The following is a 13,245-nucleotide window of genomic DNA, read 5'->3' as shown; positions in this document are numbered from 1 at the left end:
AAAGAAAGCTCCCCCGGCGGGACTCTCCCGGCCGGACCTGCCCGGCCGGGCCATTCTGCGCCCAAGCCGGTAAGCGCTCAAGGGAGGCCGGCGGAGGCGGCGTCTACACTTCGCTACACCCCAATTTTTGTGGAGGTTTGTCATATGAGCCGCACCGAAACCGACAGCCTGGGGCCGATCGAGGTTCCCGAAGAGGCCTACTGGGGCGCTCAGACGCAGCGCTCGCTGATCAATTTCGCCATCGGCCAGGAGCGCATGCCGCTGGCCGTGCTGCATGCCCTGGCACTGATCAAGAAGGCCGCCGCACGGGTCAATGACCGCATCGGCGAGCTGCCACCGGACATCGCCCGACTGATCGAGCAGGCCGCCGACGAGGTGCTCGCCGGGCGCCTCGACGACCAGTTCCCGCTGGTGGTCTGGCAGACCGGCAGCGGCACGCAGAGCAACATGAACGTCAACGAGGTGATCGCCGGGCGCGCCAACGAACTGGCCGGCGGCCAGCGCGGCGGCAAGAGTCCGGTGCACCCCAACGACCACGTCAACCACGCGCAGAGTTCCAACGACTGCTTCCCCACCGCCATGCACATTGCCGCGGTGCGCGCCGTGCAGCACGAGCTGCTGCCGGCGATCGACGAGCTGAGCGGCGCCATCGCCGAGCAGGCGGTGCGGCATAACCACCTGGTGAAGACCGGCCGCACCCACCTGATGGATGCCACGCCGATCACCTTCGGCCAGGAGCTATCGGCCTTCGTCGCCCAGCTCGACTACGCCGAGCGGGCGATCCGCGCGGCGCTGCCGGCGGTCTGCGAACTGGCCCAGGGCGGCACTGCAGTCGGCACCGGGCTGAACGCGCCGCCGGGCTTCGCCGAAGCCATCGCCGCCGAGCTGGCCGCCCTCTCCGGGCTGCCCTTCGTCTCGGCGCCGAACAAGTTCGCCGCCCTCGCCGGCCACGAACCCCTGGTGCACCTCTCCGGCGCACTGAAGACCCTGGCGGTGGCGCTGATGAAGATCGCCAACGACCTGCGCCTGCTCGGCTCCGGCCCGCGCGCCGGCTTCGCCGAGGTACGCCTGCCGGCCAACGAGCCGGGCAGCTCGATCATGCCCGGCAAGGTCAACCCGACCCAGTGCGAGGCCCTGGCCATGCTCGCCTGCCAGGTGCTGGGCAACGACAGCACCATCGCCCTCGCCGCCAGCCAGGGCCACCTGCAGCTCAACGTCTACAAGCCGGTGATCATCCACAACCTGTTGCAGTCGGTGCGCCTGCTCGTCGACGGCTGCCACAACTTCCGCCTGCACTGCGTCGAGGGGCTGGAGCCGGACCCACAGCGGATGACCGAGCACCTCGAGCGCAGCCTGATGCTGGTGACCGCGCTGAACCCGCACATCGGCTACGACAAGGCGGCGGAAATCGCCAAGAAGGCCTACGCCGAGGGCAGCACCCTGCGCGAGGCGGCCCTGGCGCTGGGCCACGTCAGCGCCGAGGAGTTCGACGCCTGGGTGCGTCCGCAGGACATGCTGGAGGCCGGCCGGCACGACTGAAGGCCGGCCCCGCCTTCGCTGCGCCGGGACGTCTGGCCCGCCGCTCTGGTAGCATGCGCCCGGCGCCGGGGCAGCCTGTTCCCGTCCGCGCGCCCTGTCCGTATCACCGCAAGGAGCTTCCCCATGTCCGCACAACGCGCGACCGACACGGTCCCCGTCACCCGTTTTCGCAGCGGGCGCATCTGCGCCGTCAACCACGAGTTCTTCTTCGACACCCGCGAGGGCCAGCTGATGGGCCCCTATAGCAGTCGCGAAGCCGCCGAGCAAGGCGTCGCGGACTATGTCCGCCGCTGCCAGGCACGACAGCCCCGCTGAACACCGCGCCCGGCGGGCCGGCCGGCTCCCCAGGCGCAGTCCGTCCACCCTTCAGAAGCGCCAGACCATGCCGCCGCCGATGACGTTCAGGGTGCTGCTGGGCGGCTCGCCCGACAGGAAGCTGTTGTTGCGCGTGCGGTTGTTCTGCCGGTCCTGCGACTCGCCGCCGAGCCAGATCAGGCTGTAGCCGAACTGCAGCTCCACCCCTTCGTTCATCTGGTAGCTCAGCCCGGCGGCCAGACGCAGGTTCTCCGGCAGCGGGTCGTCCAGATTGCGCTGGGGGCCGGCCAGCGGCGAGGAGTCGTAGGTCAAGCCCATGCTCCAGCGCCAGCGCTCGTCGAGCCGCTGCTCCGCACCCAGGGCGAGGCGCCAGGTGTCGCGATAGCGCTGCTCGCTCGCCGCACCGATGGCCGGCGCCGTGCCGTCCGCCCTTTCCAGTCCGCTCCAGCCCATCCAGCCGAGACTGGCCGACAGCATCCAGCCGTTGTCGAGCCGGTGGGCAATGCTCGCGGTGACGGTGCTCGGCGCCCGCGTGTCGACGATCAGCCGGTTGGTTTCCGGGCGACCCTGGGCGACATTGGCCACGGGGCTGGCGACACCGCCATGGGTATCGAGGTCCAGCTCGTAGCCGCTGGCATAGGCCAGTCCCAGCCAGGTGCTGTCGCCCAGCCGGTACAGCAGGCCCAGGTTGAGGCTGGCCGTGGTGTCGCTGTCGCGGTAGGTCGCCGGCGCACTGGCCGGGTCCTGGCCGGGCAGCGTGTCGCCGAGTACGGCACCGTGAACGAAGCGCGGGCCGACGCCGATGGACAGGGTATCGCTGATCCGGTAGGCGAAGGTCGGCTGCACGACCAGGCTGTTCAGCGCAGGCTCCGGAATCAACGGATGGCTGCGGTTCGGCCCGCCGCTTCCCGTCTCGGCTGCGAAGACCGGCTCGCCCCCGCGACCGACGCCCAGGCCGAAACCGGCCGATGTGCCCACCGGCGGAGCGGCGGAACCGGCCCCCGCCGGTCCGCTGCGCTCGACGGCAATGGGGAACAGGGAATCATCCGCCCAGCCGGTGCCAGCGGCACCGAGCAGGGCGAGCCCGAACAGAACCTGACGGGTTGGCATGGCAGCCACCTCTCTCGCGTCCATCAGACAGTGAGGGTGTACCAGCCGTGCGTGGGTTGAGCGGTCTTGGCCGGGGCGCTCCAACAAGCCCCGGTCTCTCCCGAAAGGCCTCCGGGACACGGACTGGCAGTCCGTCGACCTCGTGTGGGCAAAGTCGCTGGCGAAGCGATATCGCCTTGCCATGTCCAGCGTCAGTCAACCCGCGTAAGCATAGTTGCCGGACTGACGGCCCACTGCCTTGCCGGGACCAGCCCAGCGGGCTCCGCCACAGGCAGACGGGATGTCCACTCGTCGAGGACATCGCCGAAGCCGGCCATCCGACGAGCGGTCAGGGGAAAGACGCGTTTCCTGCGCGGAACGCCTTCTCCAGCGCCTCGTTGAGGGTGCGCAGGATCTTCACCCGGGCGAAGTACTTGTCGTTCGCCTCGACCAGGGTCCAGGGGCGATCTCGGTGCTGGTGCGGTCGACCATGTCGCCCACCGCATCGCAGTAGGCATCCCACTTGTCGCGGTTGCGCCAGTCCTCCTCGGTGATCTTGAAGCGCTTGAAAGGAGTCAGCTCGCGCTCCTTGAAGCGCACCAGTTGGGTCTGCTGGTCGATGGCCAGCCAGAACTTGACCACCACCACCCCGGCGCCGGCCAGCTCCTCCTCGAAATCGTTGATCTCGCCGTAGGCGCGCAACCAGTCGGCCTCGCTGCACAGCCCCTCGACCCGCTCCACCAGCACCCGCCCATACCAGGAACGGTCGAAGATGGTGAACTTGCCGCGCGTCGGGATGTGCCGCCAGAAGCGCCACAGGTAGGGTTGTGCGCGCTCCTCGTCGGTCGGCGAAGCGACCGGCACGATGCGGTACTGGCGCGGGTCCAGCGCCCCGGTGACGCGGCGGATGGCCCCGCCCTTGCCCGCCGCGTCGTTGCCCTCGAACACCGCGATCAGGGCATGCCGGCGCATGCGCTTGTCACGCAGCAGGCCCGCCAGGCGCGCCTGCTCGACGAGCAGCTGCTCCCTGTAAGCGGCCTTGTCCAACGCCTGGCTCATGTCCAGGGCGTCCAGCAGGGCGCGGTTGTCGACGCTCGATACCAGGGGCGCCGCATGGGGGCTGCTGCGCGCCGTCCCCTCGAACTTCAAGGCCGCCTGCAGGCCGTCGAGGAGGATGCGTCCGACGCTCAGGCTGCGGTAGTTGGGGTCGGTGCCCTCGATCACGTACCAGGGCGCGAAGTCCCGGTTGGTGCGGCGCAGCATGTGCTCGCCATGGCGCACGAACTTGTCGTAGGTCTTCGACTGCTGCCAGTCCAGCTCGCTGAGCCGCCAGCTGTGCAGGGGATCGTCCTTGAGGGTCTTGAGGCGCTCCTTCATGCGCTTCTTGGACAGGTGGAACCAGAACTTGAAGATCAGCGCCCCCTCGTCGCTGAGCATGCGCTCCAGGCGCCCGGCGACACCGATGGCCTGGTCGAGGCGGGCGTCGTCGATCCGCCCGGCGATGCGCGCCTGCAGCATCTGGCTGTACCAGGTGCCGAAGAAGATGCCGATCCGCCCCTTCGGCGGCAGCTTTCGCCAGTAGCGCCAGGCCGGCGGGTGGGCCAGTTCCTCGTCGGTCGGCTGGTCGAAGGTGCTGACCTCGATCAGCCGTGGGTCCATCCACTCGTTGAGCAGCTTGACCGTCTCGCCCTTGCCGGCGCCCTCGATGCCGCTGATCAGCACCAGCACCGGAAAGCGTGCCTGCTCCTTCAACTCGTACTGGGCCACCAGCAGGGCCTCGCGCAGTGCCGGAACCTGGGCATCGAAGGTATCGTCGTCGATGGTGTGACCGATTTCCGCGGACTCGAACATGAACGGCTCCTTGCAACGGGAATGCCTTCAGCGTAACGGATGGATGGCGCACTGTCCGGCTCGGACCGGGGGTTCGGGTAGAATGCGCCGCCGATTTTCCAGGAGAACGCCCATGTCCGACTTCCAGCACGCCCAGCTCGACTGGGACGAGCAAGGCCAGCCGCTGTCGCGCGGCTTCGGCGACGTGTACTTCTCCCGCGCCTCGGGGCTGGAGGAAACCCGCTACGTATTCCTCGACCACAACGCGCTGCCGGACCGCTTCGCCGACCTGCCGGCCGGCGGGCGGCTGGTCATCGGCGAGACCGGCTTCGGCACCGGACTGAACTTCCTCTGCGCCTGGCAACTGTTCGAGCGCACGGCGCCGGCCGACGCCCGGCTGCACTTCGTCAGCGTGGAGCGCTTTCCCCTGACCCGCGCCGACCTGCGCAAGGCCCTGGCCCTCTGGCCGGAGCTGGCCCCCTACGCCGACGCCCTGCTGGACCAGTACGTCGCCGTGCATCCGGGCTTCCAGCGCTTCGTCTTCGCCGACGGCCGGGTGGTGCTGACCCTGCTGGTCGGCGACGTGCTCGAGCGCCTGCCCGAGCTGGACGCGCGCATCGACGCCTGGTTCCTCGACGGCTTCGCTCCGGCGAAGAACCCCGAAATGTGGACGCCGGCGCTGTTCGCCGAGCTGGCCCGGCTGTCCGCCCCCGGCGCCAGCCTGGCCACCTTCACCAGCGCCGGCTTCGTGCGCCGCGGGCTGAGCGAGGCGGGCTTCGCCATGCAGCGGGTCAAGGGCTTCGGGCAGAAGCGCGAGATGCTCGCCGGACGCTTCGAAGGCGCACCGCAGGCTGCCGCCAAGCCCTGGTTCGCCCGCCCGCCACGTCCCGCCGGCGCCCGCGAAGCATTGGTGATCGGCGCCGGCCTGGCCGGCTGCTCCGCTGCGGCGAGCCTGGCTAGGCGCGGCTGGCAGGTGACCCTGCTGGAGCGCCGCGCCGGGGCCGCCGAGGAAACCTCCGGCAATCCGCAGGGCGTGCTCTACCTCAAGCTGTCGGCCCACGGCACGGCGCTCTCGCGGCTGATCGTCGCCGGCTTCGGCTTCACCCGCCGGCTGCTGCAGCGCCTCGAACCGGGCCGCGACTGGTCGCCCTGCGGCGTGCTGCAGCTGGCCTTCGACGCCAAGGAAGCGGCGCGTCAGGCGGAGCTGGCGGCGGCCTTCCCCGGCGACCTGCTGCACGGCCTGAGCCGCGAAGAAGCCGAGAAACTGGCCGGGGTCGGCCTGGACAGCGGCGGGCTGTTCTACCCCGAAGCCGGCTGGGTGCATCCGCCGGCGCTCTGCGCGCACCTGGCCGAACACCCGAATATCCGCCTGCTGACCCACCGGGAGGTCCTCGATCTGCGCCGCGAGGACGGCCAGTGGTACGCCCGCAGCGGCGGGACGCTGCTCGCCGCCGCGCCGGTCGCGGTACTCTGCGGCGCGGCGGACATCGCCCGCTTCCCCGAGAGCGCCGGACTGCCGCTCAAGCGCATCCGCGGGCAGATCAGCCGCCTGCCGGCGACCGCCGCCAGCCGCGACCTGCAGACCGTGCTCTGCGCCGAGGGTTACGTCGCCCCGGTGCGCGATGGCGAGCACACCCTGGGCGCCAGCTTCCGCTTCGACAGCACGGAACTGGCGCTGACCGTCGAGGAACATGCGGAGAACCTGCAACTGCTGCGGGAGATCTCCACCGACCTGGCCGAGCGACTGCAGGCCGACCGGCTGGTGGCGGCGGAGCTGGAAGGCCGCGCCGGCTTTCGCTGCACCAGCCCGGACTACCTGCCGATCGTCGGTCCTCTGGCCGATGCCGCGGCCTTCGCCGAGGCCTACGGGGTGCTGGGCAAGGACGCCCGCCAGGTGCCGCAGCGCCCCTGCCCCTGGCTAGACGGCCTGTACGTCAGCAGCGGCCACGGCTCGCGCGGCCTGCTCAGCGCGCCGCTGGCCGGGGAGCTGCTGGCCGCCTGGCTGGACGACGAGCCGCTGCCGGTGCCGAGGGTGGTGGCGGAGGCCTGTCATCCCAACCGGTTCGGATTGAGGAGGTTGATCCGGGGGAAGTGAGGAGACTGCTGCGCCCCGCTGGGAGCGGCCTTGGCCGTGATGTAAAACGTCGGGCAGTTGGGTATGGGCCTCATTTGCGGTATGAGGATGCAGAGCTTTCCTCGGCTCGAGCGACAGGTTTCGCCTTGCACGGCGACTCACTTTTTTCAGTCGCGAAAAAAGTAAGCAAAAACGCTTGCCCCTGTCATCCGGCCCTGCGCTTCGCTCCGTCGTCGCTCCAGGGGCCCGGCCCGAAAGGCCATCCATGGCCATCGGGCCTTTCGCCGCATCCATGCGGCTCAACCCCTTGCGTGACGACTCCGCTCGGCCTCCTGAAAGGGGCGTTTGGCGCTGCCTGATGATTTGGGCGTCAAAGGCAAAGCGAAGCTCTCCAACTTTCTTCCCAACTGCCAGCCAACTCCCCGGTCCCGTACAGGAGGCCGAGCGCAGGCGCTGCGCAGGGAGACGCGAGGCAGGACGTCGAGCGAGCCGCGAAGGGACAGGGACGTCCCTTCGCAGCGTACCCCCGGAGCAGTGCCGGAGCGAGGGAAGTCTGGCCGCGAAGCGGGCAGACCCGGATGTCAGGCGCGCGTTCTCTTTGGTTACTTTCTCTTTCGCGCGAGCAAAGAGAAAGTGACTCGCCGTGCAAGGCGAAACCTGTCGCTCGGGCCGAGGAAAGCGCTACGTTCCCACACCGAAACCGGGGCCAACAGCGCTTTCCATGGCCCACGGCCAAAGCCCCCCTCCTACTCCCCCCCACACAACTCCGCCACCCGCAACAACGCTGCCGTCAACGCATGCCGCTCCCACTCCGGCAGCGCGGCAAAGCGCAGCCGGAACTCCGGCGGCAACAGCGGCGGCGCCTCCTCGAGCAGGGTGCGACCGGCCTCGGCGAGCACCAGCCACTGCCGGCGGCGGTCCTGCTCGTCGCGCTGGCGCTGCAGCAGGCCGCGCTCCTCCAGCCGGTCGAGCAGGCCGGACAGGGTCGCCGCGGTGAGGCTGACCCGCCGGCTCAGGGCACTCGCCGTCAGCCGCGTCTCGTCGGCCAGCACCCGAAGGATCAGCAGTTGCATCGGGGTCAGCCCGCCGTAGCGCGCCACCCGCTTGGCATGCACTTCCCCGGCCTGCTGCAGGCGTCTCATAGCCTGAAACAGCGGTACCTCGAAGGCTGAAATATCAGTTTGATATAAAACTTTTTCTACAGTCATGGCGTCGTAAACATTGGCAACCAATCTTTGACATCAAAGTATTTTCTTGTTTTGGTGTAAAGGTCTGCAACCGGCCGGCGCGATTCCTGTCACAACCTCGCCAGGCCGGCCAAGGCCTCGCCCCGCAGGGTGCGGACACCTTCCCCAACGGCAAAACCGGTAAGGACTCATGTGCGGCATATCTGGAGAACTGCGTTTCGACAAGCGTCCGGCCGACCTCGCGGCGGTCGAGCGGGTCACTCATCATCTCACCTCCCGCGGGCCCGACGCCTGGGGCGTGCACGCCCGGGGCCGATCGCCCTGGGCCATCGCCGGCTGAAGATCATGGATCTGGCCGAGGCCTCGGGGCAGCCGATGGTCGACAGCGACCTCGGCCTCGACCTGGTGTTCAACGGCGCCATCTACAACTACCCGGAACTGCGCGACGAGCTGCAAAGCCTCGGCTACCGCTTCTTCTCCGACGGCGACACCGAAGTGCTGCTCAAGGGCTATCACGCCTGGGGCGAGGCGCTGCTGCCCAGGCTCAACGGCATGTTCGCCTTCGCCATCTGGGAGCGCGATCGCCAGCGGCTGTTCCTCGCCCGTGACCGACTGGGCGTCAAGCCGCTGTACCTGTCGCGCAGCGGCCATCGCCTGCGCTTCGCCTCGAGCCTGCCGGCCCTGCTCGCCGGCGGCGACATCGGCGCGGCGCTGGATCCGGTGGCGCTCGATCATTACCTGAACTTCCATGCCGTGGTGCCGGCGCCGCGCACCCTGCTCGCCGAGGTGGAGAAGCTGCCGCCGGCGACCTGGCTGCGCGTCGAGGCCGACGGCAGGCGCGAGCAGCGCACCTGGTGGCGGCTCGACTACGGCCCGCGGGACGAGGAGCGCGGCTTCGGGCTGGCGGAATGGCGCGACATCCTGCTCGAGAGCCTGCGCGCGGCGGTGGAGATCCGCCAGCGGGCGGCGGTGGACGTCGGCGTGCTGCTCTCCGGCGGGGTCGATTCCAGCCTGCTGGTCGGCCTGCTGCGCGAGGCCGGGGTGGAGAACCTGTCGACCTTCTCCATCGGCTTTCAGGACGCCGGCGGCGAGCGCGGCGACGAGTTCCAGTATTCGGACCTGATCGCCCGCCACTACGCCACCCGCCACCACCAGCTGCGCATCGACGAGCGGGAGATCATCGAGCAGCTGCCGGCGGCCTTCCGCGCCATGAGCGAGCCGATGGTCAGCCACGACTGCATCGCCTTCTACCTGCTTTCGCGCGAGGTCGCCCGGCACTGCAAGGTGGTGCAGAGCGGCCAAGGCGCCGACGAGCTGTTCGCCGGCTACCACTGGTATCCGCCGCTGGCAGGCGCCAGCGATCCCTATGCCGCCTACCGGGCCGCCTTCTTCGACCGCGACCACGCCGAATACCTGGCCACGGTGCAGGAGAAGTGGCGCGGCGAGGATCATGCCGGCGCCTTCGTGCGCAAGCATTTCGCCCAGCCCGGCGCCGAGGACCCGGTGGACAAGGCGCTGCGTCTGGACAGCACCGTGATGCTGGTCGAGGACCCGGTCAAGCGGGTCGACAACATGACCATGGCCTGGGGCCTGGAGGCGCGCACGCCGTTTCTCGACTACCGCCTGGTCGAGCTGTCGGCACGCATCCCCTCGCGCTTCAAGCTGCCGGACGGCGGCAAGTACGTGCTCAAGGAGGCCGCCCGCCAGGTCATCCCGGCGGCGGTCATCGACCGGCCCAAGGGCTACTTTCCGGTGCCCGGTCTCAAGCATCTGCAGGGCGCGACCCTGGACTGGGTGCGCGAGCTGCTGCTCGACCCCAGCCAGGATCGCGGTCTGTTCGATCCGGGCGAAATCGACCGACTGCTGAGCGATCCGCAGGGCCAGCTGACACCGCTGCGCGGCTCCAAGCTCTGGCAGCTGGCGGCACTCAACCTCTGGCTCAGCGAACAAGGTCTATAAGGAATCAGATCGATGCAGAAGTCACCTGCCTACGGCCAGCGCGTACTGCGTGGCCAGACACCCTCCTACCAGCGCCTGCAGGCGCTCATGGCCGAGGACGGCCAGAACGAACGGCAGCCGCCGGTGGCCCTGCACTGCGGCTGGGGCCGTCTGCTGATCGGGCACACTTACCCCGATCCGGCCAGCCTGGCCGACGACCTGCTCCGCGAGCAGCCCGGCGAGCGCGACATCGCGCTCTACGTGGCCGCCCCCCATCAGGTGCTGGCCCAGGCGCCGCAACAGTTGTTCCTCGATCCCTCGGACACCCTGCGCCTGTGGTTTTCCGACTACCGCCCGGCGCGGCGCACCTTCCGCGGCTTCGGCATCCGCCGGGTGCAGAGCGAGGCGGACTGGGACGGCCTCAACCGCCTCTACCAGACCCGCGGCATGCTGCAGGTCGAGCCCGGGCGGATGACCCCGCGCGAGGAAGGCGGACCGGTCTACTGGCTGGCCGAGGACCACGACAGCAAGGCGGTAATCGGTGGCGCCATGGGCCTCAACCACGTCGAGGCCTACCACGATCCCGAGCACGGCAGCAGCCTCTGGTGCCTGGCGGTGGAGCCGACCTGCACGCGCCCGGGGGTCGGCGAGGCCCTGGTGCGCCATCTGATCGAGCACTTCATGTCCCGCGGGCTGGCCTATCTGGACCTGTCGGTGCTGCACGACAACCGCCAGGCGAAGAACCTCTACGCCAAGCTGGGCTTTCGCGAGCTGCCGACCTTCGCGGTGAAGCGCAAAAACAGCATCAACCAGCCGCTGTTCCTCGGCCCCGGCCCGGCCGCCGAACTCAATCCCTATGCGCGGATCATCGTCGACGAGGCCAACCGCCGCGGCATCGAGGTGCAGGTCGACGACGCCGAAGCCGGCCTGTTCACCCTGATCCACGGCGGACGGCGGATCCGCTGCCGCGAGTCGCTGTCCGACCTGACCAGTGCGGTGAGCATGGCCCTCTGCCAGGACAAGCAGCTGACACAGCGCTGGCTGAGCCGCGCCGGGCTGAACCTGCCGGCCCAGCGCCTGGCCGGCAGCCGCGAGGAGAACGCGGCCTTCCTCGCCGAGCACCGCCGCCTGGTGGTCAAGCCGGTGAACGGCGAGCAGGGCCAGGGCGTGGCCGTCGACCTGGGCACGCTCGCGGAGGTGGAACAGGCCGTCGAGGCGGCCCGCCGCTTCGACAGCCGGGTACTGCTGGAAAGTTTCCATGCCGGTCAGGACCTGCGCATCCTGGTGATCGGCTTCGAGGTGGTCGCCGCCGCGCTGCGCCACCCCGCCGAGGTGATCGGCGACGGGCGCACCAGCATTGGCGCGCTGATCGAGGCGCAGAGCCGGCGTCGCCAGGCCGCCAGCGGCGGCGAGAGCCGCATTCCGCTGGATGCCGAGACCGAGCGGGTCCTGCGCCAGGCCGGCTACGACTACGACAGCGTGCTGCCCGAAGGCCGGCATCTGGCCGTGCGGCGCACCGCCAACCTGCACACCGGCGGCTGCCTGGAGGATGTGACGGAGCAACTGCACCCGGCGCTGGCCGAGGCCGCCGTGCGCGCCGCCCGGGCCCTGGACATCCCGGTGGTCGGCCTCGACCTGCTGGTGGAGGCGGCCGACCGGCCGGACTACGTGATCATCGAGGCCAACGAACGGGCCGGCCTGGCCAACCACGAACCCCAGCCCACCGCCGCGCGCTTCGTCGATCTGCTGTTTCCGCTCAGCCAGGCGCCGAAGTAGGCGCCGGCCCTTTCCAACGCCCCGCCTCCCTTCCCGCCTGAACGGACCACCTGCCTCTGGAGTCGCCCATGTCCGGCCAGCTTCCCGAACCCGATCTCGACTACCTGCAGCGCGTGCTGCTGGAAATGCTCGCCATCCCCAGCCCGACCGGCTTCACCGACACCATCGTGCGCTACGTCGCCGAGCAGCTGGAGGAACTCGGCATTCCCTTCGAGCTGACCCGTCGCGGTACCATCCGCGCGACCCTCAAGGGTCGCCGCTACAGCCCGGATCGGGCGCTCGCGGTACACCTCGACACCATCGGCGCCATCGTCCGCGAAATCCACGCCAACGGCCGCATCGGCCTGGCGCCGGTGGGCTGCTGGTCGAGCCGTTTCGCCGAGGGCAGCCGGGTCAGCCTGTTCAGCGACCGCGGCGTGCTGCGCGGCAGCGTGCTGCCGCTGCTGGCCTCCGGACACACCTTCAACACCCAGGTGGACGAGTTGCCGATCAGTTGGGACCACGTCGAGCTGCGTCTCGACGCCATGACCTCCAGCCAGGCCGACACCCTGGCCCACGGGGTGGCGGTCGGCGATTTCGTCGCTTTCGACCCGCTGCCGGAGTTCACCGAGAGCGGCCACATCAGCGCCCGCCACCTGGACGACAAGGCCGGTGCCGCGGCCCTGCTCGCCGCGCTGAAGAGCGTGCTCGACAGCGGCCAAGAGCCGCCGATCGACTGCCACCCGCTGTTCACCATCACCGAGGAAACCGGCTCCGGCGCGGCCGCGGCCCTGCCCTGGGACGTCAGCGAATTCGTCGGCATCGACATCGCGCCGGTCGCTCCCGGCCAGCAGTCCAGCGAGCAGGCGGTGACCGTCGCCATGCAGGATTCCGGCGGCCCCTACGATTACCACCTGACGCGCCACCTGCTGCGCCTGGCGGAAAACCACGCGATCCCGGTGCGCCGCGACCTGTTCCGCTACTACCACAGCGACGCCCAGTCGGCGGTAGCCGCCGGCCACGACATCCGCACCGCCCTGCTGGCCTTCGGCTGCGATGCCACCCATGGCTACGAGCGCACCCACCTCGACGGTCTGGCCGCGCTGAGCCGGCTGATCGGCGCCTATCTGCTCAGCCCGCCGGTATTCGCCAGCGACGCCAGACCGCAGAGCGGCTCCCTGAAACGGTTCAGCCATCAGCTGGAACACGATGCCCAGATGGAAAGCGAAACCCGCGTTCCCGCCGTGGACAGTCTGCTCCGGCGCAAACCGAACGCTTGAAGCGCTCGCCGCATCCGGGCAAAGTCTCACCCTGAGTAAGGAATCCCAACCGAAAGGACTCGTGTCAGCCAGGTTCGTCATCACGGCTTTTCGCCTTGCGCTGGTCCCTGTTCGGCTACCGGACCAGGCAGCGCGCCCCCGGCAGGCTTGTTGCATCCACGCCCTGTGGATTGCATGAGAAGAGCGGTTTGGTCATTCCACAGGAGCGGCGGTCGACCCGGCCCGTCGGGCGCGGACT

General features: G+C 69.4%; 7 protein-coding genes and 2 pseudogenes. 6 read left to right on the top strand and 3 right to left on the bottom strand.

Annotated features, from left to right (window positions below; all coding sequences use genetic code 11):
- Positions 1 to 144 precede the first annotated feature (144 nt).
- Together Atro_RS20020 and Atro_RS20015 are read left to right on the top strand one after the other, a co-directional pair.
- Positions 145 to 1,539 (top strand): class II fumarate hydratase, encoded by a 1,395-nt coding sequence (locus Atro_RS20020; protein WP_497925165.1) that lies wholly within the window; start codon positions 145 to 147, stop codon positions 1,537 to 1,539.
- A 123-nt stretch (positions 1,540 to 1,662) separates the two neighbouring features.
- Entirely contained in the window at positions 1,663 to 1,854 is a 192-nt protein-coding gene (locus tag Atro_RS20015; RefSeq protein ID WP_497925163.1) for a DUF6316 family protein, read from the top strand.
- Between the two features lie 51 nt (positions 1,855 to 1,905).
- On the opposite strand, the gene Atro_RS20010 is transcribed toward Atro_RS20015, so the two are convergent.
- Together Atro_RS20010 and pap are read right to left on the bottom strand one after the other, a co-directional pair.
- Positions 1,906 to 2,964, bottom strand: coding sequence for an OmpP1/FadL family transporter (locus Atro_RS20010; RefSeq protein WP_497925161.1), 1,059 nt, complete (start codon positions 2,962 to 2,964; stop codon positions 1,906 to 1,908).
- A gap of 328 nt (positions 2,965 to 3,292) precedes the next feature.
- Positions 3,293 to 4,794, bottom strand: a pseudogene (pap, locus tag Atro_RS20005) (polyphosphate:AMP phosphotransferase).
- 112 nt (positions 4,795 to 4,906) lie between these two features.
- Here pap and mnmC point away from each other — a divergent pair.
- Positions 4,907 to 6,868: a bifunctional tRNA (5-methylaminomethyl-2-thiouridine)(34)-methyltransferase MnmC2/FAD-dependent 5-carboxymethylaminomethyl-2-thiouridine(34) oxidoreductase MnmC1 gene (mnmC, locus tag Atro_RS20000; protein ID WP_497925158.1), complete on the top strand. Its 1,962-nt coding sequence runs from the start codon at positions 4,907 to 4,909 to the stop codon at positions 6,866 to 6,868.
- Between the two features lie 725 nt (positions 6,869 to 7,593).
- Here mnmC and Atro_RS19995 read toward each other — a convergent pair.
- Positions 7,594 to 8,055, bottom strand: coding sequence for a MarR family winged helix-turn-helix transcriptional regulator (locus Atro_RS19995; RefSeq protein WP_497925155.1), 462 nt, complete (start codon positions 8,053 to 8,055; stop codon positions 7,594 to 7,596).
- A 169-nt stretch (positions 8,056 to 8,224) separates the two neighbouring features.
- On the opposite strand from Atro_RS19995, the pseudogene Atro_RS19990 reads away from it, so the two are divergent.
- The 3 genes and pseudogenes from Atro_RS19990 to Atro_RS19980 all read left to right on the top strand — a co-directional run bounded on the left by Atro_RS19990 (position 8,225) and on the right by Atro_RS19980 (position 13,007).
- A pseudogene (locus tag Atro_RS19990) lies at positions 8,225 to 9,993 on the top strand (N-acetylglutaminylglutamine amidotransferase).
- Positions 9,994 to 10,005: 12 nt separating this feature from the next.
- Positions 10,006 to 11,748, top strand: a complete 1,743-nt coding sequence (gene ngg / locus Atro_RS19985) for an N-acetylglutaminylglutamine synthetase (protein ID WP_497925152.1) — start codon at positions 10,006 to 10,008, stop codon at positions 11,746 to 11,748.
- A 68-nt stretch (positions 11,749 to 11,816) separates the two neighbouring features.
- Complete coding sequence (locus Atro_RS19980; protein ID WP_497925148.1) at positions 11,817 to 13,007, top strand: osmoprotectant NAGGN system M42 family peptidase; 1,191 nt, start codon at positions 11,817 to 11,819, stop codon at positions 13,005 to 13,007.
- The last annotated feature ends 238 nt before the right edge of the window (positions 13,008 to 13,245 follow it).

The organism is Azotobacter tropicalis (assembly GCF_059739045.1).
The sequence above is the reverse complement of the archived record's forward strand: the minus strand, read 5'-3'. Positions and strand labels throughout refer to the sequence as shown.